Raw genomic sequence first — 23,719 nt, 5'->3', positions numbered from 1 at the left:
CAATATTTATCTTAACGACAAATAAGGTATGTCAATTAATATTGCAAGGTAACCTCTCTCAAATGATTGTTTTTCTTAATACTCTTTGGCTTTCTTTGCGTTGAGATTTGACGAATTTCTCCAAATTTTTAAAGCATAGAGATCAGGAGATTTACTGAAATTGTGTTTGGCGCTTAAACCTTAAGGCTTGGGTAGTGTGGTTAAGTCACTTCAAAACATATAACCTGCTTTAGAAATGTCTTATTTTTAATTAAAACATTGACTACGAAATTTGATATCAATGCATTGAAACATCACCAAAGACACTGTTCTATCAAGAACTAAAAGGTTATTTTATGTGATATGTAGTAGGGCAGAAAAGAGTTTAGCTGTCGTTGCATATGCCAAAGATCCCGAGGCGGTAAAGAGGAAGAGTTTAGAATCTGGCTGGTTTACTCAAGATGAAATTGAAATGATGTAGCGGGGTTCTATCTGCTAGTAATTTGGTGACAGTGATTGCTAGTTTTAGTAACGTGAAAAAGGCGAACCCAATGGCTCGCCTTTTGTTATTCAAGTTCGTTTCCAACTTGGTTATCTGTGATCAAATCAATAATCACTCTTCATAGTTATCGATACTAGGGCATGAGCAGATCAAGTTACGGTCCCCATAGACGTTATCTACGCGGTTAACTGTCGGCCAGTATTTCCATTGCTTAGTCGCTTTAGAAGGGAAGCAACCAATTTCACGTGAGTATGGACGCGTCCATTCATCGGCGGATAGGTCAACTTGAGTGTGTGGCGCTTTTACTAGCGGGTTGTTATCCAGTGGCCATTCGCCGTTTTTCACTTTGTCCATCTCGTGGCGAATCGCAATCATTGCTTCACAGAAACGGTCTAACTCTTCCAAATCTTCCGATTCCGTTGGCTCTACCATTAGTGTCCCCGCGACTGGGAAAGACATGGTTGGCGCGTGGAAACCGTAGTCCATTAGGCGCTTAGCAATGTCTTCTTCGCTGATGCCAATCTCTTCTTTAAGTGGGCGAATATCAATGATGCACTCATGTGCAATGCGACCATTGGTGCCACGGTATAGCACAGGGTAGTGTGGGCGCAGGCGCTCCATCACATAGTTAGCGTTAAGAATCGCTACTTTGGTTGCTTCGGTTAAGCCAACTTCACCCATCATCGCGATGTATGCCCATGAGATAGGTAGGATAGAGGCGCTGCCTAAATCCGCGGCTGAAACAGCAAAGTCTTCACCTTCCACGCCATTTTCAATGTGACCTGGTAGGAAAGGCGCAAGGTGCGATTTCACACCGATAGGTCCCATACCTGGGCCGCCACCGCCGTGTGGAATACAGAAGGTTTTGTGCAGGTTAAGGTGCGAAACGTCAGAGCCAATTAGCCCTGGTGTCGTCAAACCTACTTGCGCGTTCATGTTCGCACCATCTAGGTACACCTGACCGCCTGCCTCGTGCACCATCTCACACACTTGTTTCACTTGCTCTTCGTACACGCCGTGCGTTGAAGGGTAAGTGATCATAATGCTCGAAAGGTTTTCACGGTGCTTTTCAATCTTCTCAGCGAGGTCGACAAGGTCGATGTTGCCGTCGTTGTCACACTTAACCACCACCACTTTCATTGAAACCATAGATGCGGTTGCTGGGTTAGTACCGTGCGCAGAGCTTGGGATCAAACATACGTTGCGGTGCGCATCGCCACGGCTTTCATGGTAACGCTGAATCGCAATAAGACCAGCATATTCGCCAGAGGCACCTGAGTTAGGTTGTAGTGAGAAATCGTCATAACCGGTGATCTCACACAGTTTCTCTTTAAGATCTTTCGCTAGTGCACTGTAACCAGCGGCTTGCTCGATAGGGGCAAATGGGTGTAGTGCACCAAATTCAGGCCAAGTGACCGGGATCATCTCAGCGGCGGCATTAAGCTTCATAGTACAGCTGCCGAGTGGGATCATACCGTGAGTCAGCGAGAAGTCTTTATTCTCTAGCTGTTTTAGGTAACGCATCATCTGAGTTTCACTGTGGTGCGTGTTAAACACAGGGTGCGTTAGGTAATCTGAAGTACGACGGCAAGATTCAGGAATCGCCGCGAACTCGTTGTTCTCGATATCTGCTGATAGGTTGGCAACGTTCTCTTGCACATCGAAGATCGCAAACAGGGCTGCCACATCGCTGATGGTAGTGGTTTCGTCAAAGCTTACGCCAAGTTGTTGGCTCGCTTTTAACAAACGTAGGTTGATACCAGCAGATTGTGCTTTTTGATACAGCGCTTCGGTGTTACTCGCCGTGTTAACGGTGATGGTATCGAAGAAGCTGTTGTGCGCTAGCTCGTAACCAGCCTTGGTTAAGCCTGCGGCTAGAATTGCAGTCATGTGGTGCGTGCGACGCGCGATGGTACGCAAGCCTTCTGCGCCATGGTAAACGGCGAAAAATGACGCCATATTGGCAAGCAGGGCTTGAGCAGTACAGATGTTAGAGGTCGCTTTCTCGCGGCGAATGTGTTGTTCGCGAGTTTGCATTGCCATGCGCAGTGCTTGGTTGCCGTTGGCATCAATAGAAACGCCAATGACACGACCAGGCATAGTACGCTTGTGCTTGTCTTTGGTTGCCATAAAGGCCGCGTGCGGACCGCCGTAACCCATAGGCACACCGAAGCGTTGCGCTGAGCCAATCACTACATCTGCGCCCATTTCTCCTGCAGGTTTGATGAGTGCACTGGCGAGAAGATCGGTCGCAACTGCCACAACGGTTTTGTTGGCTTGCGCGTTGGCAATGAGGTCGGTGATGTCACGTACTTCACCGGTGGTTGACGGGTATTGTACCAATGCGCCAAACACATCGTGAGTTGGTAGTGAATCTAGCTCATCAACTAAAACTTCAAAGCCGATAAATTTGGCACGGGTTTTCACTACTTCAATAGTTTGTGGGTGCACGTCAGCAGCGACGAAGAATACGTTGCTTTTACTCTTACCTGCACGCTTACATAAGGTCATCGCTTCAGCGGCTGCGGTGGCTTCATCAAGCAATGAAGCGTTGGCGATCTCCATGCCGGTGAGGTCCATCACCATCTGTTGGAAGTTCAGCAGTGCTTCTAGACGACCTTGAGATATCTCTGGTTGGTAAGGCGTATAAGCCGTGTACCAACCTGGGTTTTCCATCACGTTGCGCAGAATAACATTCGGCGTAAAGGTGTTGTAGTAACCTTGACCGATGAAAGTGCGCTTAAGTTCGTTTTGATCGGCGAACTGTTTCATCGCGGTGAGCATATCGGCTTCACTTTGCGCTTCGGCAAGTTTAAGTGGTTGCTCAAGGCGAATTTGTGCAGGGACTGTTTGGGCGATTAGTTCGTCCAAACTGCTTACATTGATCGCTGCCAGCATGCTTTGCTGGTCGGCTTGATTTGGTCCATTGTGGCGAGCCACAAATTCATGTTGAGTGCTGAGGCTTTGAAGTAGTGTTGTCATTGTCCTTTACCTTTTCGAAAGGTCCATATTCTGCGAAAGAGTTGAGTGACCCTCGCGACGGCTTATACCCAAGTGACTTCAAGATGCAGGATTCAGAGCGCTGTCATTGGTTCAAGTTCAAGGAAAACAACACAGTGAAATAGTGAGTTATTTTCAAGTTGTTTTACACCGAAATTGAGGCTATGACACGCTCCCAAAGGGCGAGTTGCCTTGGTTCGCATACATCGTTAACGATTTTTGATTTAGAACCACTAGATCTTCAAATCGTTGCCTTGTCTGCGAATCAAGGCATTCTCGCTGAACCAAGCAGCTTGAGGTTACTTGGGTATATACAAACCTTTAAAAAAAGCTGCCCACTTTCACGGGCAGCTTTTTGCTGTTTCCTTAATTACTCTTCTTCAATAGAGCTTAGATATTCGTCGGCGTCTTTTAGATCGTCGAGCTCTGCTGGATCAGAAAGTTTCACTTTAGCGATCCAACCACCTTCATAAGGCTCTTCGTTGATAAGCTCTGGACTGTCTTCCAACTCTTCGTTTATTTCTACGATTTCACCTGTTACTGGTGCGTAGATATCTGAAGCGGCTTTTACAGACTCAACCAGTGAGAAGCTTTCGCCTGCATCAATTGAATCTTCAACTTCTGGTAGGTCAACGAATACAACGTCGCCTAACATTTCTTGTGCATGTTCAGAAATACCGATTGTGACGGTACCGTCACCATTGTCACGTACCCATTCGTGGCTATCAGTAAACTTGAGGGTTTTGTCCATTGCTAAATCTCCAAATTTAATTTTATTGGTAAAGTGGGTAGCGAGCGCAGAGCTCTTTAACTTGCTTGCGGACACGTTGTTCCACTTCTGCATTGCCTTCTGGGTTCTCAACTAACCCGTCTAGCACATCGCCAATCCAATTACCGATCAGTCTAAATTCTTCTACGCCAAAGCCGCGGCTTGTACCAGCTGGGGTACCTAAACGGATCCCCGATGTAATCATAGGCTTCTCTGTGTCGAACGGGATGCCATTTTTATTACATGTGATACCTGCACGCTCTAACGCGTGTTCTGCCTGATTGCCTTTAAGACCTTTTGGTCTTAAATCAACCAGCATTAAGTGTGTATCGGTACCGCCGGTTACAATGTCGCACCCGCGAGTTTGCAATACTTCAGCGAGAACTTTTGCGTTACCGATCACCGAATCGATATAAGTATTAAACTCAGGTCCCAGCGCTTCACCAAATGCGACCGCTTTGGCAGCGATAACGTGCATCAGTGGACCGCCTTGCAGACCAGGGAAAACCGCAGAGTTAATCTTTTTAATGATCGCTTCATCGTTAGTGAGGATCATACCGCCGCGAGGACCGCGTAAGGTTTTGTGCGTGGTGGTTGTGACTACATGCGCGTGTGGCAGCGGGCTAGGGTGCGCACCAGTGGCAATAAGCCCAGCGATGTGCGCCATATCGACCATCAATAGGGCATCTACTTCATCGGCAATGGCGCGGAACTTGGCGAAATCAAGAGTACGAGGAATCGCACTGCCGCCCGCGATGATCATTTTAGGTTTATGTTCTAATGCGAGTTGGCGAACGGCTTCGTAATCCACTTCTAATGTGTCGCGGTCTACACCGTATTGAACGGCGTTAAACCATTTACCCGATAGAGCAGGTTTTGCGCCGTGGGTAAGGTGACCGCCCGCATCCAATGACATACCTAAAATGGTATCGCCCGGTTGCAGTAGTGCCAGTTTGACTGCGCCGTTTGCTTGTGCGCCGGAGTGAGGCTGCACGTTGGCGAACTCGCAGTTGAAAAGCTTTTTAGCACGCTCAATTGCAATAGCCTCAACAGTATCCACGTGTTCACAGCCACCGTAATAACGGCGACCTGGATAACCTTCGGCGTATTTATTGGTTAGGCAGGTGCCTTGCGCCTGCATCACCGCTTTTGAAACGATGTTTTCAGAAGCGATTAATTCGATTTGTTCATTTTGGCGAGTGTACTCTGCCTGGATGCCGGCAAAAACAGCGTCATCAGTGGCGGAGAGTTGAGTGGAGAAGAAGTTCTCTAGATGATGATTTTGATATCGATGGTTCATAATCAGTGACCTTCCTTAATGGTCGGCAAGGTTATACCTTGCTTCTGTAAATGACTTTATTCCTTTCTCACTTGCAGTCACGCTGGTTTTTTAGCGTCTACTTCAAGTTGTCTGGATTTACTGTTGCTCAAACGAATTTGGCAGCACGATCAATTTCATCCCAAAGTGGGTAAATCCATTTCCACTCGCCCTCTATGTGGCTCTAGCATCAATGGCAAAAGCATCTCGCTAACTAACAAGTTGGTAACATAACGGTTGGCGCAAAAACAATCAACCAAAAATTTCCTATAGGAAACATAGTTTCTAATTTTGTTAACAGCAACACGTATTGGTCAACTTTTATCCTTTTTTATTGGCAGTGGTTATTGCACAATGAAATGAAAGACAGGAAGTTGTAACTGCATGGGGGATGCATGTCAGAAGAGATCTACGATGAATATCCATCATTGACCTTAGCTAAAGAGAGCCAAGATCAATCTATTGCGCCACTTAAATTAGGTGAGCGTATTAAAGACATTCGCAGCCGTTTAGGCATTACGCTTGAAGAGGCGAGTCAGCGGACAGGTTTGGCCCGTTCAACGTTAAGTAAGATTGAAAACGAACAAATATCTCCGACTTTTCAAGCGATGCAGAAACTTGCCCACGGTTTGCAAATCGATATGCCGCAGTTGTTTGAGCCACCAGAGAAGAAAGTAGCAGCTGGACGCAGAGATCTAACCCGAGCAGGGCAAGGTAAACCTCATCCTACCCAAACGTATGAACATGAACTACTGGCAACTCAATTGCTTAATAAGAAAATGATGCCATTTAAAAGCCGTGTTCGTGCGCGCAGTTTTGAAGAATATAGCGACTGGGTCAGGCATGATGGCGAAGAGTTTTTATTGATTTTGTCAGGTGCGGTAACCTTCTTTTCTGAGTTCTACGAGCCGGTCGAAATGGTCGAAGGCGACAGTGCGTATTACGATGCAAACATGGGGCATATGTTGGTCTCGGTCAGTGAAGAAGATGCATTAATCTTGTGGGTGACGGCTAAGTAATACGCTCAGTGTTTCCAATTGGAAATTGTTTTGGTTAAGTTTGAATGGAGTCGGCGTAAGCCGGCTCTTTTTTTGTTGTCAGCAATTACGATTCAGTCAACCTCTATGCTTTTTGCATGTTCTAAAAATGTTAAATGTCACACTTTGATGCTGTGATGAAAGTTTAATCGTGCAAAGATTGCGCTATCGTGTTTATTATCGGAAACAAGTTTTCTTAAGCAGAACTCGAAACGGATATTTGGAGACATCACATGAATGAAGCGCTACTGATAACACCACTGCACGCACTACACGTTGAAGCGGGCGCTAAAATGGTGCCGTTTGCTGGCTATGATATGCCAGTACAGTACAAACTTGGTGTTAAGAAAGAGCATTTACATACCCGTGAACACGCCGGTTTATTTGATGTTTCGCACATGGGGCAGTTGCGACTAAAAGGTGAGGGTGCGGCAGCATTTCTTGAAACGCTTGTACCTGTAGATATCGTTGATCTGCCATCGGGCAATCAACGTTATGCGTTTTTTACTAACCCGCAAGGCGGCATCATGGATGACTTGATGGTGGCGAATTTGGGTGATCACCTATTTGTTGTGGTTAATGCGGCATGTAAGAAGCAAGATATCGCTCACCTTGAAGCGAACCTTCCGCAAGGAGTGGAACTCGAGGTGATTAATGATCGCGCGCTATTGGCTCTGCAAGGTCCGAAAGCGGTTGAGGTACTTAAGCGCTTCCAACCTGCGGTGGCAGGCATGGTGTTTATGGATGTGGCGAAGCTAGAGTTGCTTGGCGTTGAGTGCATTATTTCACGTAGTGGTTATACCGGTGAAGATGGCTATGAGATCTCAGTGCCAAACGAGCAAGCAGAGCAATTGGCTAAGCTGTTAATTGCCGAGGAAGAAGTGGAGTGGATCGGCTTAGGGGCACGTGACTCACTGCGTCTAGAGTGTGGTCTATGTCTTTACGGTCACGATCTTGATGAAACAACCACGCCAGTTGAAGCCAGCCTGCTTTGGGGCATCCAAAAGATCCGCCGCGCGGGTGGTGAGCGCGAGGGTGGCTTCCCTGGTGCAGAGATTATCCTAGAACAAATCGAAACCAAGCAGGTTTCTCGTAAGCGTATTGGCTTAGTAGGCGAAACCAAAGCGCCAGTTCGTGAAGGCGCGGAACTGTTTGATGCTGACGGTAATAAGATTGGTGTCGTGACCAGTGGTACTGCCGGACCAAATGCAGGTAAACCTGTTTCAATGGGGTATGTGGCTAGCGAATTTGCCGCAATTGGCACACAAGTTTTTGCCGAAGTTCGTGGCAAGATGCTGGCGATGACAGTAGAAAAAATGCCGTTTGTGCCACAGCGTTACTACCGCGGCTAATTGCCTGACGAACAAGTTTGTTGATATAGACAACCCCATATTTAGCTAACCCTTAGCCCCTCACTGATACTTTGGTTTGGGGCTTTTTTATGTGTCTAAGCACCTCAAATCCACTTCTAAGCCACTGAATCGGCTTTATTTCGTTCCAAATTGTGCGCTTCAAATGTGATACAGATAACTCATAATTAAGACTTTCTATTTAGACAGTTACATCAACAAGGGATCTGAAAAGGTGGAATTTGACCCGGAATGAGTAATCCAACCGGTTCTCAAAATTAAGAATCCGATTGTATCTAATTGTTTATAATGGAAATTATGCTTTGGTCATAAGAAGTGTGATCTATGTCAATGTTGACTATTTGGCACTAAACGATAGTTTTAAATAAGCACCCAAGCAAAGTCGGAGAATTAGAATGGACCCTGCACAAAATTGTAAGATCACCCTGCTGTCAGATGTGAGCATGCAGTCAAAACTGTTTAAGGACTCTTTGGAAAGAGGAATTGAGCTTGATGTTCACTTGGCTTCGTTAGATGACTTAATAAGAGTTGCTGAAGAAGATGAATCTCTGTTGGGCGATTATGTGTTGATTGATTTCAACTATTTTGATGATGCCAACTTTGAAAAATACAACCAACTCCGCCAGGCATCGAATATCAGTGCAAAAGAGATAGTGATTAACTGTCCGACTGACGTCGCTTCTCCACAACTGTTTAAGTGGCGTAATCTTGTTGGTGTCTTTTATGTCGATGATGAAATCAGTTTACTGCTTAAAGGCATGCAAAAAATCATGCAAGATGAGATGTGGCTGTCTCGTCGCGTCGCTCAAGACTACATCGAACACTTCCGTTGTGCCAATTCAGTGACGACCTCACAAGCGTACGCCAACCTGACTAAACGTGAGAAAGAGATCATGCGTTTACTAGGTCATGGCGCTTCGAACCTACAGATCGCTGACGAGCTATTCGTGAGCGAAAATACGGTCAAAACCCACCTGCATAATATCTTTAAAAAGATTAACGCCAAGAACCGTCTGCAAGCCCTACTGTGGGCAAACAATAATATCGGGTTAGAAGAGCGCGTTTAAACGCAATCTGCGGGTGCTAAAGAGAAAGGGAGCCATTGGCTCCCTTTGTGATTCTGGATTGACCGGTTTCATCAAAATTTGACGCTTAATCGTAAATCGTCGGAATCGGCTTACGCTTGTGCTGAGTGATTTGATAGATCTTCACTAGGCGCTCAGATACTTCTGCAGAAACTGGTTTGCCTTCAAGGAAGTCATCAATCTGTTCGTACGTCAGGTTTAGCGCATCTTCGTCGGCTTTTTGTGGTGCTAACTCTTCAAGGTCTGCGGTCGGTACTTTTTGTACCAGTTGCTCTGGTGCACCAAGAGTTGCTGCTACTTCACGCACTTGGCGCTTGCTTAAGCCAAACAGGGGCGCCATATCACACGCGCCATCACCAAATTTAGTGTAAAAACCCGTGATGTTTTCAGCAGAGTGGTCAGTGCCGAGCACTAAGCCACCCACATAACCGGCGATTTCATATTGAGCGACCATACGAGCACGCGCTTTGACGTTGCCCTTAACAAAGTCGACTTTCGCTTTGTCTTGAGGAATAAGACCTGTGCCTTCAAGCGCAACATGTGAAGCGGCATGCAAACCGTCAACACCTGGTTTGATGTTTACTGAAACAGAGTGTGTTGGCTGAATAAACTGCAGAGCGAGCTGCGCTTCGTCTTCGTCTTGTTGCTCACCATATGGAAGGCGAACGGCGATAAATTGGTAACCACCACCTTGCTCTTCGTTCAACTGGTCTACTGCCAGTTGTGCTAAGCGACCACATGTGGTTGAGTCAACGCCACCGCTGATACCAAGTACAAGTGACTTACAGCCAGCTTCGGTTAGTTTGCGTTTGATGAAATCAACACGGCGAGTGATTTCAAAATGAGGGTCAATCGACGGTAGAACGCGCATTTCATCGCGAATCAACTGTTCCATTAGTATTCTTCCTGCAGCATTGTTATATAAATCATAAGGTATAGTTAGTATCATACCGAAAACCAGTAAATAGAAAACCGAGATCACGGAATTCATCTCATACAAGGACAAAAAATGACAAAAATCGCTGTATTTGGTAGTGCGTTTAACCCACCAAGCTTAGGTCATCGCAGCGTTATAGAGTCTCTTGGTCATTTTGATCGAGTGCTGTTATTGCCGAGCATTGCTCATGCTTGGGGAAAGGAGATGTTGGACTACTCAATTCGAGTCGATCTTATTTATGCTTTCATTGAGGATCTTGCTTTAGCTAATCTGGAGTGTTGTACCATCGAGCAAGAGCTTTTTGCTCAGTCTAATCAGCCCGTGACAACTTTTGCCGTGCTCTCAGCACTACAAGAGAAATACCCTGAAGCGGAATTAACCTTTGTTATGGGTCCAGATAACTTTTTTAGTTTTGCGAAGTTCTACAATGCGCAAGAAATCGCCAAACGATGGTTTGTTATGGCTTGCCCGGAAAGAGTGAATGTACGCAGCACGGACATTCGCTTGGCTTTACAGCAAAAGCAGTCTATAAATCACCTAACAACCGAAAAAGTTTGCAAAATTTTAACTGAAAACAGTTACTACTAAATATACTGTGATAAGCACCTAAGTGTGTATAGTTCAAACAATAATAACAAAGTTAGAGGTCGATATGACAAAGATAAGCTTCGCGCTTGTTTTTAGTCTTCTTTCAGCGAGTATTTTCGCTTGTGAATACGAGTATTATGGGGTTCGCGATAACGGTCTATCTGCGGAAACAACCTCAGTGTTTACTGATTGCAGCCCAAAAGAGCCCTCATTGAATGCGCCAAGAAACAATCATTTGGACTATGATTCGTTGGGAAATGCCCCGCGAAAAGATTATGAGGGGTATTGGTCGGATTGGGTGTTAAAGACAGAATCCAATCCATTTTTAAGCCAACATTATTCAGACAGTTATTTTGGCATTGGTGTTTGGTCGCCAACCGAATTCGAAGATGAAGAAGAACTGACGACACAAGAGTGGCTGATGAACCATGGTTTGCAGTTTAGTGTTGGTTTTGGTGAGAAAAAGCTCGGAGAGCCACGTTTAAGGTTTGATTATATGTGGCATGAAGACGAACAAGATAACGTCATGATGCAGGTTGAGGTGCCGTTTTAGTCTGCCTTCATTTTGGTTGTCAAATAGCGTGTGGTCAAGCAGATCCACACGCCATTTAGTCTCCCTGGAACAGCGACTGTTCAATGGTTTTCTGCACATGTGAGATGATGACACTTGGTTTTTCAGGGCGAGAAAAGTAGTAGCCTTGGATTTGAGTGCACCCCATGATGGTGAGCTTTTGCAGCTCAGCTTCTGTTTCTACCCCCTCAGCAATGAGACTCACATTGAGCTGCTTAGCAAGCTGAATGATCAGATTTACCACTCTTTCAGCTGTTTCATTAAATAGGATATTGCGTACGAAAGTTGCATCGATCTTGATAGTATCGATTGGGTAGCTATGAATGTAATTTAAGCTTGAATAACCGGTACCAAAGTCATCTAGCGCGACAGTAAACCCTTGTTCTCTCAAAGTATCAAGTATGTAACGAACTTCGTTAGTGCGAGAGAGCAGCACGGTTTCAGTTAATTCGATAGTAAACTCATCGGGATGAAAGTGGTATTTGGCGATTGAGCTATTTAAATGGCGCATATAACGCGCTGAATCGGCTAATTCATGGGCTGAGCAGTTCAGGCTTAGTCTCACTTTGTAATCGAGACCTTGCTCAACGTCATGCTTGGCTTTACATGCCAACTCAACAATTCGCTCGCCTAGCTCTATAATTAATCCGGATTGCTCTGCTGCTTCAATAAATTCTATTGGTGATATCGCACCCAGAGTTTTACTCTGCCAACGCGCGAGAGTTTCAAAATAGTTCCAAGAGTTATCTTTGATTGAGACGATAGGTTGCAGCAGTACGTATATTTCACTCTCTTCTGTGTTGGACTTATCGAGCTCATTTCTCAGCGCGTCAATCACCATAGTGCGGCGATAATATTGATCGCTAAGGTGAATATCATAACTTTGAATTTGGTTGTTGTGCGTTTGCTTACAATCCTTCAAAGCTAAAGAGGTATTGAGCATCAACTGGTCTGCCGACAAGCTTTTATCTGACTTACAGGCTAAGCCAATACTGGCACTGATCTTTATATTGTGTGACGAATCTTTGTACCCGTTACGTAATTTCGCAGTAATGTTTTGGCAAATGGTCAAAGGGTCACTAGAGAAGGTGATAAAGGCAAATTCATCGCCTGAAATGCGAAAAGCATGGTTTTTCTCAGGCAAAGCTTCTTCAACACTCAACCCAACAAACTTAATAACCTGATCACCGATATAGTTACCGTATAAGTTATTGATTGATTTGAAGTTGTCGATATCGATATAAACCAGCGTCAACGGCTCATTGGTTGTATCTGAGTAGTGTTCCAACATATCCGAGAGACGACGGCGATTAAGTAAACCGGTTAGCGCATCATGAGAAATCTCATAACTCAGTTGGTTGACTAAACTATCCGAACGGGCAGAAAACCATTTAGCGCGTAGACTATGGACAATGATGTTAGCAAAAAATGTGTGGTAGTAGATTAAGCGACTTTGGCTTTCTTCGTCTAATTGACTGAGCGGAGTCGTGAAAGTAGACAGTAATATGCCAAGGTTTTCGCCGTTATTAGCTTTGAGCGGGATACCCAAATAAGCCTCGATGCCATTTTCTGCTAGAAACACGTCTTGAGGGAAATCTTGAGCGACATTTTCACTGAACATGAGAAACAGTTGATTAGATTTGCTCACTTCGTGGCAGGGCGTTCCAACCAACGAATAGCAAAATGGAGTTTGAATCGTTTGTTGGCATGAATAAGAGAGCGTTTGAGCAAAAAAGTTAAGTTTATCCAGTTCAACCACGCAAGTGCACTGACTACCAAATTCACGATGCAGCAGCATTGTGACTTGATGCAGTAGTTCATGTCCATCAAGCGCGACAATGCGGTTGATGGTTTCTACGTCGATAAAGTGCGACGTTGGGATGTTGTTTTCTGCCACCTGACATCTCCTTTGACACGTGATCTTTGTCACTTAGTTTTGTATGTCTTAGGTGTAAATATGGTACAGGTGGCATATTTTTTCAAACTGTGTCGTGTTTTTATCAACAGAGGGAAGTGATTCAGACAAAAGGACTAGGGCAATGCTGAGCTATTAGTTGATTGATGAGGAAGCTAGCCTCAAACAGTCAGTTAGGTATACAATGCCGCCGATTACAATGAACAAAGCCAGTTAGGTGACACAATGGAACATAAACAGTTCGAAGCATTGGTGAAAGAAGCTTGCCAGCAAGAAAACCTGCCTCAAGCACTTGCGATTTTCAAAGCCAGTGATGATCAAGAAGTTGCGGAAGCGGCGGAATCACTAGCAGGTCAATTTGCGTTAGCAGAAGTTGAAGGCGAAAAACGCATTTATCACGTTACTACGCATGAAAACGAACAAGGCGAAGAGCAAGAGTTCGTTGAGCATGTAATGAATGAAGGTGATGACGTAATTCGTTTTGTGGCATGGTTCTTTGACGCAATGTTTGAAGTGAAGCGTAAAGACACCTATCAAGCAGCAGGTAAGACTTACCAGCAGCCTAAGCGCGGCTAATTTTGCAATATAGCGTAATTAGTAACAAACAACCCCAGCCAGTGCTGGGGTTGTTTGTTTATGGTATTTGACGCAGAGGTATTAGAAACAAAGCTGCTTAACCTTGATTAGCTTCGAGATTGACGACATTGTCGGGCACTTTATTCAGCCCCTTTTTTTCAATCCACGCTTCTAGATTATCTGCTCCACCGATGTAATGCCCATCAAGCCAAATTTGTGGTACGGTCACCGGTGTTTTCATACCAATGATGGCTTTCACTTCAGGGATCATGCGATACAGCGCGGCGCTCTCTTTAACTACGTCATGGTATTGGTATTCAATTCCTGCATCATCAAGCATTTTTTTTGCTTTCACGCAGAATGGGCAAGTCGCTTTTCCGTAAACAATATTGCCTTTGAGCGTATCTTGCTTGGTCCAGTTTTGGATCACCGATTGTACTAAGACTCCACGGTTTAACGCTTCACCTTGGCTAATTACTTTACCTTCAACCACTAGAATCGGTGCGTGCCAAGCGCCCAGTTTCAGTGGTTCCCACCAGTGAGAAAGCCAATCTTTTACTTCAAGCTCGATTGGAATGCCGGCGAGTTCGTTATCGAAGGTATCTTGGAGAATATCTTTAGTTAAAGTGCATTCACCACAAGGAATGTTGACTTTAAATGGTCCCCAACTTCCAGCCCAGCGATAAAGCGTAATTTTGATTGGTGTCGTCATGGTGATCTCCCTAAAGGTTCTTTAGCGAGGCGCTTGGATGGTATCTCTCGCCTTAGCCAAACTGCAGTTAAGTTCGTTTACTGATTTGGGGTGAGTTTGGTTCACTTTGGTGAATTGTGCATCACCCCAAAATTCTTGTTATTTAAGTAGAACGACCCGCGAGAGATTTTCTTTCAGCAATGAATAAGTTATTTAGATTGCGTTACTCGCGGTTTACGTGCTTCCCACTGAGTGATGAAGGCGACCGAAGCAATGATAATCGCTGCGCCAAGCCATAAACGACCTGGTGGCACCCAACCAAATACCACCCAACCGGCAAGTACGTTCAGCGGTAATTTCGCGTGGTCAAAAGGCTGCACAAATGATGCATCAGCGACAGAGTAAGCTTTAACGATAGCCCATTGCGCTAATGCTGTCGCAGCGCCAGCAGCAAGCAAAATCAACCAAACGTTGAGCCCCGAAGGCGTGCTCCATTCTGGAATTGCCAACAAGATATTGAATGGTGTAATGAGGATCAGTAGGTAAACCACCATGGTTGAAGGTGAATCGTCAGAAGAAAGCTTTTTCACCATCAAAGAATAGCAAGCCCAGAAAAAAGCCGCGCCGACAGGCAGTAGCGTTGCCCAGTTAAAATCATCAGACCATGGCTCTAAGATGATCATTGCGCCAACAAAACCCGTCAAGGTTGCGCCCCAACGCGCCGCTCCCACTTTCTCTTTTAAAAACAGCCCAGAGCCAATGGTCGCGAATAGAGGAGAGGTCATTAACAAGGCGATGCCTTGCCAAATTGGTACCGGGTAAGCAAGAGCCCACAGCCAAAGTTGAATACCAATTACGGATAGAAAGACGCGGAACACATGCCAGCCTAGCTTTTGGGTTCTAAGCGATTGGCGAATACCGAGTGTTTTTAAATATGGCAAGATAACCACAAGTGCGATGGCATATTGAACCAAAGCGACCGTCGTCGAAGAAAGACCATGGTTGATACTGGCTACTTGAGCCAAGCTATTTACAATTGCGAAAGCGAGACCTGCGGTTAGCATCCAGCTTGCGCCTTTAATTGGGTGGTGATTACTGCTCATAAAAACGGATACTCGAAAAAGGTTTGTGGATCATACGACTTAATGGTTTAGAACTCTCTAATTTTTTGAACGATTTATTAGAACTACTGAGAATATGACCAAAACAAGACCGATTGCGTGCCAAATTGTGAACAATTCCCCCAGTATCAGTACGGCAAATATCGCAGTAATTGCTGGTCCGGCATTATTGGTCAAACTCAATTGAGTCGGAGAGAGCCTCGCCATTCCTGCCGCGACAAAATAGGACGGCAGCACAGTACAGACAATGCCGAGTACGACGCCGATGGTAATTAACTCTAACGACCAGTCTGCAACTTGTGCGCCGCTGATATAGAGGTGGATCAAAATCGCCACACCCGCACTTCCCATACCAATACTGGTAAACAAAGAGCTCCCCAAATGACCGATTAAGGGCTTGCTTGCGACTAAGTAAATCGCAAATACAAACGCTGAGGCAATGGCAAGGACTGCACCTAACGTTACTGAGCTTCCCAACGTTTGGAAATCGTGGGCAAGAATAAGGGCAGTACCCGCATAACCGATGACCGTTGCACCAACCGCGGCTTTAGTCGGGACTTGTTTGTAAACCACCCAGCTAATCAAAACCACAAAAGAGGGGAACAAGAAGATTAGCAAGCGTTCCAATTGAGCGGAGATAAATGCCAGAGCAGAGATATCAAGATAACTGGCGACGTAATAGCCAAGAATACCGATACCTGCCGCGGCAAAACCAGACTGGCGAATCTTGCTGCGATTCGCGGCGTTACGGCATAGGTAAATTAAAGTGAATAAATAGAGTGGCAGAGAGCTCAATGCGCGTAATGCCATGATAGAGGCAGCGTCTCCTCCGGCTTGATAGGCGAGCTTGACCAAGATAGGTTTGAGCGAAAACAACAGACAGCCAATAAAGGCGCACAATAAGCCAATTTGATGCTGTGAAGTGATTCTGGGGATCAATAAACTTTGCTGTTGTTGGGTCATTAACTCGTTCCTTGTTGTAAAAAAGAGGCTACGAGTTAATGCAAGCTGGCTACATACTCGTAGCCAGGCATAGGTTTACCTACCGGCTACAGGCATTGAGGAGAAGGAGCCAAAGGTAAGTAAACGAAAATTGCATAGCGAACATCCTAATTTGCGAAAATTTAGGTTAACGTTTGGTTAAAAATAATGCAACTTATTTTAATTCAACTCGTTGCTCAACTTGGGAGACGGCATTTTGGTACATAAACCAAGCGCAAGTGCCAGCGGCAATATTACCAATAAGTGCTCCCCAGAAGATGCCCTCGATGCCAGCAAGGGTTGACCCCACCCATAAGCAAGGGAGGAAGAAAGCAAACAGGCGCAGTGCCGAAATGGTGAGCGCGGTATAAGATTTGCCCAGCGCGTTGTTGATCGAAACCATCAGCATGCAAATACCAAGCGGTCCCAAGCTGAAAGGAACGATCATTAAGTGCCAGTCTAAAATTTGTTCAACTTTAATATCACTGGTCATCAAGCGGGCAAGGAAGCCACTGCTCAAAAATGTGATTAATGCGATGACAAGTTGGGATGCCAGCACATATTTACACGCGATGATCACCAGTTGGCGGATTTCGTTGATTTTATTTGCACCTAAAAGACGCCCAACCATCGGTGGCATCGACATAGTCAGGGCGAGTACAGATACGATGGCAAAGAACTCGTAGCGCGAGCCTAGTGCCCACGCAGCGACAGCTGCGGTGCCATAACCAGCCAGTAGTTTGGTTGCCAGCATTGAAGAGAGCGGCGGTAACAATTGGCTTATCATTGCCGGACCCATGATATTACCAATCGATTTTAGACTGGCGGGTAAATCAAGATCATGCCAGTCGAAACAGATCCATTGCTTGCGGGTGACTTTTGGCGCAACGACAAGAATGCCGATGCCAAAGGCGACGATGGTTGCAATGGCTGCCCCATTGATACCAAGATCAAAGGTAAAGATGAATAGCGGATCGAGCGCAAGGTTGATTAGGCTGGTTACCATCATCAACGTACCTGGTAGCATGGTGTTACCGTTAGCTCGACAAACGCTGTAGAAAAAGTAGAGTAGGGCACCAGTCCAAGAGCTAATGAGCCAGTAAATCCAATAACTGTCGATGATAGGGAACACAGTGTCAGGAGCGCTGAGTAACGATAACAATGGTTCGCGCAATAGATAGATCAGCACGCCAAATAGCGCTACGCCGACGGAACCCATGACAATAACCAAGCCGCCAAGTTGCTGCGCATAGCGCGTTTTATTTGCGCCAATCGCTTTCGCAATCACTGCGGTAGTGGCAATACCTAGCCCGACTTGAATGCCGATGATGATCATTTGGATCGGTAAAGTAAAACCTTGAGCCGCCAAAGGTAAAATACCAAGTTGACCGATAAACGCACTATCAACAAGCTGGAAGCTCATCAGAGAAAGTACGCCAAATAGCATTGGCCACGTCATATTAAATAGTTGACGTGCAAGTGATGTTGTTTGGGAAGTCGTCATAAATAACAGTGCGCTTATTATAGATAAGCCGAGGATAACCTCGGCTTAGGAACATAGTATTAGTCTACTTGATTCGCACCATAAATCGAGTAGTTAGCGGTTAAAACACTTTAAAGATTTTCTTTAAAATCCTCTGCATACCCTTTTGGTGGCGGAGTCCAACCACGCTCATCATTGTTGTGTTTATCCGCTCTATCAGTTGCAAGAGCCAGTTTGATCTGCTCTTCAAGGTGAATAAACAGTTGACGATAATTGTTGTCGAAACGTTCACCAGAAGCATCATCAAGCCAAGCTTGATAAAGCATATCTGACTTTTTCTCTTCCACTCGTTTGTAACTCGCTTTTTGCTGCTCAACATGGAAAGGGTGTTGTCCCAATTCACGCAACGCATGCGCGCCAAGTTCAATCGCAGAGTGATAGGTTTCAGACTCAATAATATCCGCGCCCGCTTGGCGAAGCAGATAACTGTCACCACGGTCAAACGCACGTGCAAGAATGGTCACTTTTGGATAAGTATGCTTAATGTACTTAACCAGCTCCAATGATGCGTCGCGGTTATCCATGGCAACGACCACCATTGCGGCTTCTTCGATACCAGCGGTATGGAGTAAATCGGGACGAGTGGCATCGCCGAAATAGGCTTTAGTATTGATTTGACGCACCATGTCCACTTGATCGGCTTGGTGATCAAGTACAACCGTTTTGATGCCATTAGCGACTAAAAGGCGGTTAACGATTTGCCCAAAGCGTCCAATACCCGCAATGATGACAGTGCCTTTCTCATCGATTTGATCCGCTTCACCTTCATTAGAAGCATGTTGATAACGCGGTAAGATCACTTTATCGAAGAAGATAAATAACCCCGGGGTTAGGAACATTGATAACGCCACAACCAAGGAAAGGGTTTGCGCAATTTCAAGCGGGATAACATGGTTTTGCATGGTAAAGCTAAGTAGTACGAAACCGAACTCCCCTGCTTGTGCCAAGCTAAGAGTAAACAGCCAACGGTTACTTTTGCGAATTCTAAAGCAGAAAGCGAGCACATAAAGTATCAGTGCTTTAAGTAACATCACGCCTAGCGTTAAACCGATGATCAAGAAGAAATCATCAAATAGAATTCCGAAGTTAATTCCCGCACCGACGGTGATGAAGAACAAGCCAAGCAATAACCCTTTGAATGGGTCGATATTGGACTCGAGTTCGTGGCGGAACTCACTGTTTGCCAAAACGACACCAGCGAGGAATGTGCCTAACGCAGGTGAAAGACCCACTAGGCTCATTAGTGCAGCAATGCCCACAACTAGCATTAGTGCGGTAGCGGTAAAGATTTCACGCAAACCTGAGCTGGCAACAAAGCGAAATAGTGGACGGCTTAAGTAATGCCCACCAACGACTAGCCCCACAATCGAAACAACAATCACCAGGGCATAGCCCCAACCCGGCAGTCCCGCAACTAAGCTCAATTCCTCATGATGCTCTGCGGCAGTTGCGGCGGCGCTTTGTGCTTTCTCGACTAATTCTGGCAGTGCCAGCAGGGGAATAAACGCCAGCATTGGGATCACAGCAATGTCTTGGAATAGCAGTACCGAGAAGGCATTTTGTCCGCCTTCGGTGCGGGTTAAGCCCTTTTCGTTAAAGGTCTGTAAGACAATTGCAGTTGATGATAGAGCGAAGATCAAACCGATAGCCAGCGCGATAGTCCAAGGCTGTTTAAATACCAGCGCGATACCCATTACGGCAGCGGCTGTTAAGCCAACTTGCAGACCACCTAAACCCAACAGGCGATTGCGCATGTTCCACAGCATTTTAGGTTCAAGCTCTAAGCCAACCAAGAACAGCATCATCACCACGCCAAATTCAGCGAAGTGTTGAATAGTGGTGGTTTCTTCACCGACTAAACCGATAATTGGACCAATCACAACACCTGCAATTAGGTAACCCAGCACGGAGCCTAAACCAAGACGTTTGGCGATTGGCACTGCAATCACAGCTGCCACTAGGTAGATAAAAGCTTGCAGAAAATAACCTGTCATTATTTATCTCCTAAGATCAGTTGCTTGAGGTATGGATTGAGCTTTTCAACTTCGTAAGCACGTTTGTAGTCAAACTGATCGTTAACTAGTGCATTGAGTAATTTTTTCCAACGCTCGACATGCTGTGCGATGCGACCTTCTTCCTTAGCAGTACGAGCGCCAAACAACGCAAGAGGCGCCATATACTTCATCCCGGTTAACGCCGCCATTTGCTCCATTGGGTAGAGCAATTCACGAATGGTGAAGTGGTTGTAGCCTTCAGTTTGATAGGCGTCTGCTCGCCCGCCAGCTGATAGAGCGCATAAAAAGCGTTTTCCTTTGAGCGCAGTACCTTGGCTGCCGTAGGCAAAGCCATATTCCAATACCAAGTCTTGCCACTCTTTGAGCATCGCTGGCGTAGAGTACCAGTAAAGTGGGAATTGGAATATGATCACATCGTGATCGACTAAGCGCTTTTGTTCGCGGTCGATATTGATGTTGTAGCTTGGGTATTCGTAATAAAGATCAACGGTGGTAACACCTTCAATATTTTTGGCAGCATCGAAGAGTGGCTGGTTTACTTCCGAACGATGTTGGGACGGATGAGCGTATAAAACCAGCACTTTATTTTTAGGCATTGTTGGCTTCCTACCATATTATTGAAATTGTTACCTATTGTTACTCGGATTGTCTAAATTTAGCAACACGGTTAAGTCATTTAAGTGTGGAACCACAACAGAAGCTTGGTGCTCAAAAGGCTTTTCAACACCGTGATTGACTAGACAGGAGGGCATATTGGCGTTATGAGCGGCTTGCAAATCATAAAGGTAGTCACCGACATACAGGACTTCTTTAGGGGCAAGTTGCCATTCATCGGCAAGAGAGTTGAGTGCATCAGGAGCGGGTTTAGGGGCGAAATGCTCACGACTGATGATGCGTTCGATATTGAGGTTATTGTGTTTTACTTTAGCCGAAGCGGCTTCAAAACAGTTACGGGTAATGATTGCGGTATGCAGTGCTTTAAACTCGATATAGCGCAGTATCGTGACGCAGCCGGGCATAGGGTAGGAGCTTTTGGCATCTTCCAGTTCGTGATCGAGAATGCGCTGTTCTGCTATCGCGCGTTGGTCAGGGCAAGTGATTTGTTCGGTGAAAGTGAGTAGGTCTCGGTCGGCTGGGCAACCGAGTTCATCACGTAGCCAGAAAAAGTCCATATCGGAACTAACTAAGGTGTTATCCAGGTCAAATACAATCGCTTTGATGTTTTGTGGTTCAAATGGTACTACGGTGAATTTATCCATAAAATCACGCTCCTTATCCCATCTGCTCCTCTATATTTGAGGCGCTTTCAATTGAGAGTAGTGGCTGCTATTCCACTTGCTTAACCCGCGTCACAGTGTCCATTTACTGTGTTGTACTTAGAGGCGAGATAAGCGCTGGTCATTGATTTATCCTTCCTACTTTATGTGGTAGAAAGGATATATCTATATGATTTTAAGATAGTTGCTTGCGAGGGTTTTAGGCAAACTCTTTTTCTAAATAAGCGACGATGTCCGAAGATTCATACATCCACTTAGTACCTTCGTCAGTTTCAATGCGTAGACAAGGTACTTTGACTTGACCGCCACCGGCTTCAAGTTCTGAACGGTGTTGTGCGTTGTTCTTCGCATCTCTTAAATCGAACTGTACCGACTGACGTTTCATCGCACGGCGCACTTTTACACAGAACGGGCAGGCTTCAAATTGATACAGTGCGAGCTGAGCAGCTTTCTGATCAACCACCTGTTGAGCTTCAGGTGAACGTTTCACACCACGAGGTGAAAAAACAAAGTTCAATACAAGAATAATGCGACCTAAAATCCAGCGGATGACTTTCATAACATTCCTTTCTAGTTCATATAATTATGCCGTCTATTGTAACAAGTAAGCTACATTGTATAAACAAGAATCTTTATCATCAGTAGTTGATCTTGTGCTGCTTGGTGACCTGTATGCCGAGGCGCTTGGCTAATCTAACTAGGTTTGCCCGATCGACTTTAAGCTCTCTTGCCGCTTGTGCCCAGTTGAATTTAGCGTGCTCAAGTGCGGCAATGATCAACGTAGCTTGGTACTCATCAGTCGCTTGACGAAGATCTTTGATTTCTACTTGATGTATAGCGCTGCTTTTCTCTGGCTGCGTTGCTAATGAAGGGGCATGAATGCTGTTATTCAGTGAAAGGTCTAAAGCAAGGTCGATGGCACTAACTGAGACCGTGTTGGTACTGCTACTTTGTGCACGCGCTCTTAATGCGGCGCGGTTTATCACATGCTCCAATTCGCGCACGTTACCCGGCCAGTCATAACGCGGAAGATGTAATAGTGCCTCGCGGGTGAATTTAAGCTGCACAATGCCGAGCTTTTTGCGTGCCTGTTCGAGGAAATACCCCGCCAGTAATATCGCATCTTCATCGCGTTCTCGCAGTGGTGGTACAGTCAGTGGGTAGACGCTGAGGCGGTGATAAAGGTCAGCGCGGAATCGACCTTGTTCTACTTCATGTTTTAGATCGCGGTTGGTTGCAGCAAGCACACGGACATTAATGCTTTGAACCGAGTCTTGTCCCACTGGCTGGATTTCATTGTTTTGCAGTGCGCGCAGTAGTTTGCTTTGTGCGGTTAAGCTTAACTCGCCAATTTCATCGAGAAATAGTGTGCCGCCATCGGCGAGGGCAAATTTACCCAAGCGAGATTTGTCAGCACCAGTAAATGCCCCTTTAACGTGACCAAACAATTCACTCTCAATTAGGGATTCGGCTATCGCAGCACAGTTAACGTAAATTAATGGCTGGTGGCTACGTGAAGATTGATGGTGCAGACTTCTCGCAACCAGCTCTTTACCTACGCCTGTCTCGCCATGGATTAAAATGGTGAAATCAGAGGGGGCGACAACAGAAATGTCTTGTTTGAGCATTTGCATCGCGGTGCTCTCGCCAATGATTTCGCCCCCATCACGCTCCCAAACTTCTTGGTTGAGTTCTTCCAGCTTTTGCTGGGTTTGCTTGGCTTGCTGTTCAAGCTGTGAAACGGTTAATGCCACCTTAAGGTGTGAGGCGACAATTGCCGAGAGCGCATCTAAACTACGTTCAGGAATCGCATCAAATACGTTTGGCGTGAGACTGTCAAAGGTGAGTACGCCAAGTAGTTGTTCTGCATAGATGAGCGGTAAGCCCATACAAGCGTGCATTGGCAATTCACCGTCGTAGTCGATGAGCAAGCCATCAAACGGGTCGGGTAAATTAGAGTCGGCATCAAAACGCACCACTCCTTGTGCTTGGCAAATCAACTCGAAACGGGGATGGTCGCTGACTTTAAAGCGTCGACCCAAGGTATCGCGTGTCACACCTTGAATGGCAAGTGGCACTAACGTATCACCTTGTAGACCAAGTAGGGCAACGCAGTCACATTGAACGGCTTTGCGGATCGCATCGAGTAACTTGTTGAATCTGTCTTGGTCGTTGTGACCACTGGCTAATCCTGCTGCCATATCCAGCAAGGTGGAAATCGAAATATCTTGCATGAGCTAACCTTAAATGAGTTCATTTGTTATTTTAGAGTCATTTTGACTCAAAATAAAGTAGTCATTTTGACTCTTTTAAGCGGTGTAACTCGATGAAATGCTAATGATTTAGGGATTTTCGAACTTGGCATCATTCCTGCTCTAGGAGACTAAGCTCTCACAAAAGATAGAGAGCAATACCTCAGGCATTATGTCGTTGCTTGGGGATAA

20 protein-coding genes are annotated in these 23,719 nt (G+C 45.6%); 6 read left to right on the top strand and 14 right to left on the bottom strand.

Annotated elements, in window-relative coordinates; translation table 11 throughout:
• Nucleotides 1–592: 592 nt before the first annotated feature.
• From gcvP to GZN30_RS19275, 3 genes are all read right to left on the bottom strand, one after another.
• Nucleotides 593–3,463, bottom strand: a complete 2,871-nt coding sequence (gcvP, locus tag GZN30_RS19285) for an aminomethyl-transferring glycine dehydrogenase (RefSeq protein ID WP_075650932.1) — start codon at nt 3,461–3,463, stop codon at nt 593–595.
• Nucleotides 3,464–3,851: 388 nt separating this feature from the next.
• Nucleotides 3,852–4,232, bottom strand: coding sequence for a glycine cleavage system protein GcvH (gene gcvH, locus GZN30_RS19280; RefSeq protein ID WP_075650936.1), 381 nt, complete (start codon nt 4,230–4,232; stop codon nt 3,852–3,854).
• Between the two features lie 22 nt (nt 4,233–4,254).
• Nucleotides 4,255–5,550, bottom strand: a complete 1,296-nt coding sequence (locus tag GZN30_RS19275) for a serine hydroxymethyltransferase (protein WP_075650938.1) — start codon at nt 5,548–5,550, stop codon at nt 4,255–4,257.
• 413 nt (nt 5,551–5,963) lie between these two features.
• Between GZN30_RS19275 and GZN30_RS19270 the strand changes: the two genes are divergently transcribed.
• The 3 genes from GZN30_RS19270 to GZN30_RS19260 all read left to right on the top strand — a co-directional run bounded on the left by GZN30_RS19270 (nt 5,964) and on the right by GZN30_RS19260 (nt 9,042).
• Nucleotides 5,964–6,587: a helix-turn-helix domain-containing protein gene (locus tag GZN30_RS19270; protein WP_075650940.1), complete on the top strand. Its 624-nt coding sequence runs from the start codon at nt 5,964–5,966 to the stop codon at nt 6,585–6,587.
• A 251-nt stretch (nt 6,588–6,838) separates the two neighbouring features.
• Nucleotides 6,839–7,957, top strand: a complete 1,119-nt coding sequence (gene gcvT, locus GZN30_RS19265; RefSeq protein ID WP_075650942.1) for a glycine cleavage system aminomethyltransferase GcvT — start codon at nt 6,839–6,841, stop codon at nt 7,955–7,957.
• A 413-nt stretch (nt 7,958–8,370) separates the two neighbouring features.
• Nucleotides 8,371–9,042, top strand: coding sequence for a LuxR C-terminal-related transcriptional regulator (locus tag GZN30_RS19260; RefSeq protein WP_075650944.1), 672 nt, complete (start codon nt 8,371–8,373; stop codon nt 9,040–9,042).
• 85 nt (nt 9,043–9,127) lie between these two features.
• Here GZN30_RS19260 and nadE read toward each other — a convergent pair whose 3' ends face one another.
• The gene (gene nadE, locus GZN30_RS19255; protein ID WP_075650946.1) at nt 9,128–9,955 is read right to left on the bottom strand and encodes an ammonia-dependent NAD(+) synthetase; all 828 of its coding nucleotides are present in this window, start codon (nt 9,953–9,955) and stop codon (nt 9,128–9,130) included.
• A gap of 114 nt (nt 9,956–10,069) precedes the next feature.
• Between nadE and GZN30_RS19250 the strand changes: the two genes are divergently transcribed.
• Together GZN30_RS19250 and GZN30_RS19245 are read left to right on the top strand one after the other, a co-directional pair.
• Nucleotides 10,070–10,585, top strand: a complete 516-nt coding sequence (locus GZN30_RS19250) for a nicotinate-nicotinamide nucleotide adenylyltransferase (RefSeq protein ID WP_075650948.1) — start codon at nt 10,070–10,072, stop codon at nt 10,583–10,585.
• A 64-nt stretch (nt 10,586–10,649) separates the two neighbouring features.
• Nucleotides 10,650–11,138 carry a hypothetical protein gene (locus GZN30_RS19245; protein ID WP_075650950.1) on the top strand — a complete coding sequence of 163 codons (489 nt, stop codon included), beginning with the start codon at nt 10,650–10,652 and terminating at the stop codon, nt 11,136–11,138.
• Between the two features lie 55 nt (nt 11,139–11,193).
• Here GZN30_RS19245 and GZN30_RS19240 read toward each other — a convergent pair whose 3' ends face one another.
• The gene (locus tag GZN30_RS19240; RefSeq protein ID WP_075650952.1) at nt 11,194–13,053 is read right to left on the bottom strand and encodes a putative bifunctional diguanylate cyclase/phosphodiesterase; all 1,860 of its coding nucleotides are present in this window, start codon (nt 13,051–13,053) and stop codon (nt 11,194–11,196) included.
• Nucleotides 13,054–13,296: 243 nt separating this feature from the next.
• Here GZN30_RS19240 and GZN30_RS19235 point away from each other — a divergent pair, with 243 nt between their 5' ends.
• The gene (locus GZN30_RS19235; protein ID WP_075650954.1) at nt 13,297–13,647 is read left to right on the top strand and encodes a hypothetical protein; all 351 of its coding nucleotides are present in this window, start codon (nt 13,297–13,299) and stop codon (nt 13,645–13,647) included.
• Nucleotides 13,648–13,744: 97 nt separating this feature from the next.
• Here GZN30_RS19235 and GZN30_RS19230 read toward each other — a convergent pair whose 3' ends face one another.
• From GZN30_RS19230 to norR, 9 genes are all read right to left on the bottom strand, one after another.
• Complete coding sequence (locus GZN30_RS19230; protein WP_075650956.1) at nt 13,745–14,359, bottom strand: glutaredoxin domain-containing protein; 615 nt, start codon at nt 14,357–14,359, stop codon at nt 13,745–13,747.
• Between the two features lie 188 nt (nt 14,360–14,547).
• Nucleotides 14,548–15,441, bottom strand: coding sequence for a DMT family transporter (locus tag GZN30_RS19225; protein WP_075650958.1), 894 nt, complete (start codon nt 15,439–15,441; stop codon nt 14,548–14,550).
• 57 nt (nt 15,442–15,498) lie between these two features.
• The gene (locus GZN30_RS19220) at nt 15,499–16,422 is read right to left on the bottom strand and encodes a DMT family transporter (RefSeq protein ID WP_075650960.1); all 924 of its coding nucleotides are present in this window, start codon (nt 16,420–16,422) and stop codon (nt 15,499–15,501) included.
• Between the two features lie 193 nt (nt 16,423–16,615).
• Nucleotides 16,616–17,944, bottom strand: a complete 1,329-nt coding sequence (locus GZN30_RS19215) for an MATE family efflux transporter (protein WP_075650962.1) — start codon at nt 17,942–17,944, stop codon at nt 16,616–16,618.
• A gap of 110 nt (nt 17,945–18,054) precedes the next feature.
• Nucleotides 18,055–19,977 carry a monovalent cation:proton antiporter-2 (CPA2) family protein gene (locus GZN30_RS19210; protein ID WP_075650964.1) on the bottom strand — a complete coding sequence of 641 codons (1,923 nt, stop codon included), beginning with the start codon at nt 19,975–19,977 and terminating at the stop codon, nt 18,055–18,057.
• Nucleotides 19,977–20,594, bottom strand: coding sequence for an NAD(P)H-dependent oxidoreductase (locus GZN30_RS19205; RefSeq protein ID WP_075650966.1), 618 nt, complete (start codon nt 20,592–20,594; stop codon nt 19,977–19,979). Before GZN30_RS19205 ends, GZN30_RS19210 begins: the two co-directional genes overlap by 1 nt.
• A gap of 30 nt (nt 20,595–20,624) precedes the next feature.
• Complete coding sequence (locus GZN30_RS19200) at nt 20,625–21,257, bottom strand: HAD family hydrolase (RefSeq protein ID WP_075650968.1); 633 nt, start codon at nt 21,255–21,257, stop codon at nt 20,625–20,627.
• 217 nt (nt 21,258–21,474) lie between these two features.
• Nucleotides 21,475–21,834, bottom strand: coding sequence for a glutaredoxin family protein (locus GZN30_RS19195; RefSeq protein WP_075650971.1), 360 nt, complete (start codon nt 21,832–21,834; stop codon nt 21,475–21,477).
• Between the two features lie 79 nt (nt 21,835–21,913).
• Nucleotides 21,914–23,509, bottom strand: coding sequence for a nitric oxide reductase transcriptional regulator NorR (gene norR / locus GZN30_RS19190; protein WP_075650973.1), 1,596 nt, complete (start codon nt 23,507–23,509; stop codon nt 21,914–21,916).
• Nucleotides 23,510–23,719 lie beyond the last annotated feature (210 nt).

Origin of the sequence: Vibrio ponticus, from assembly GCF_009938225.1 — a bacterium.
GTDB classification, from domain to species: Bacteria; Pseudomonadota; Gammaproteobacteria; order Enterobacterales; family Vibrionaceae; genus Vibrio; species Vibrio ponticus.
Note: the sequence above shows the minus strand (reverse complement) of the source record. Positions and strands in the feature narration are given on the sequence as shown.